We start from the raw sequence: 1,252 nt of genomic DNA on the forward strand, positions 1-1,252 counted from the left end.
TGGCTGAAACACCGCCGCCAGCCGATGGCAATGGCGCCGAGGCACCTGTCAGCGAGGAATTCGCGCTGGTCTCGCAACTGCCGGCCGACGATCCCGCCGGCGATCAGGTCTGGCGGCTCAGCTACAGCGGGCGCGCCGCCTATGAGGACCGCACCACCACCATGCGCGCCTGCGCTGGCGGCGGTACGCTGTCCACCGGCATCGGCGGCGGGCTGGCCTGCCGCAGCTCCGGCGAGGTCAAGCTCAATGAATCGCTGTTCGCGCTCGACGGCGGTGGCCAGGTGCAACTGGTGGCGCAGGCCAAGGGCACCGATGCCACATCGGTCAACGGCCGTCCCGCCGCAGTCGATCCCTATGCCCTGCTGCCCCAGATCTATACCGCGGTCAGCGGCCTGTCGGTGCTGGACGGGGCCACCATGTGGGCCGGCCGGCGCGAGAACTCGTCCTTCCTGATGTCGTCGGGATTGTTGCCGCCCACCTCGCCGGCGATGCGCTTCGGCGTGGACAATGCGCGCTTTGGCGACATCGCGCTCAACTACCAGTACACCGCGCGCAATGACCTCGATGGCGCCAACCTGCCCAGCTACCACTCGCTGCGCACCGCGCCCATCTCCACCAACGACAAGGGTTCGGTGCAGCTCGGCTATACACGGGTGGAAGCGCAGCCGCTGGTCCAGCAGACCGGCAGCGCGTGGTGGGTATCGGCCATGCACGAGCAGAAGGACGTGCTCGCCGGCATCAACCGCTTCGGCATGCAGTATGGCGAAGGCAGCCGCAATGCCCTGACCGGCTACACCGGCATGGGGCCCGCCCTGTCACGCATCCGCGTGGCCGAGTCGATGGAATGGAAGAAGCCTTCGGGCCTGGGGCTGGCAGGCGCGGTCGAGTCCAGCATGCAGTTCGACCGCTCGTCGGTGGGCACGTTGCAATGGGTGGCCACGCGCGTGCGTCCGGCCTATATCGCCAGCGACCAGTTCAAGCTGAGCTTCGAGGTGGCGCACGACCAGATTTCCTCCGGCTTCGGCGCCAGCGGCCAACGCACCGCGTTCACCATCGCGCCTACCATCACGCTTGGCAAGGCGGCCGGCAATGCCAACCTGCGGGCCTTCTACACCTACAGCCGGGCCAACGACGTGGATGGCATCGCCTTTGCCACGCCTGTCGATACCTGGGCTTCCCAGACCTCCGGCTCCATCTTCGGCGTGCAGCTCAATCGGCGCTGGTAGGCGCCGCCGCCGGCCACGCCGGTTTG

At 67.9% G+C, this 1,252-nt stretch carries 1 protein-coding gene; it reads left to right on the plus strand.

Going from position 1 to position 1,252, the window contains the following annotated elements; genetic code table 11:
- Positions 1-1,226, plus strand: a 1,226-nt coding sequence (locus P3W85_RS43085; protein ID WP_276269309.1) for a carbohydrate porin, incomplete at its 5' end; no start/stop codon positions are given.
- Between the last annotated feature and the right edge of the window lie 26 nt (positions 1,227-1,252).

Source organism: Cupriavidus basilensis, assembly GCF_029335485.1.
GTDB classification, from domain to species: domain Bacteria; phylum Pseudomonadota; class Gammaproteobacteria; order Burkholderiales; family Burkholderiaceae; genus Cupriavidus; species Cupriavidus basilensis_E.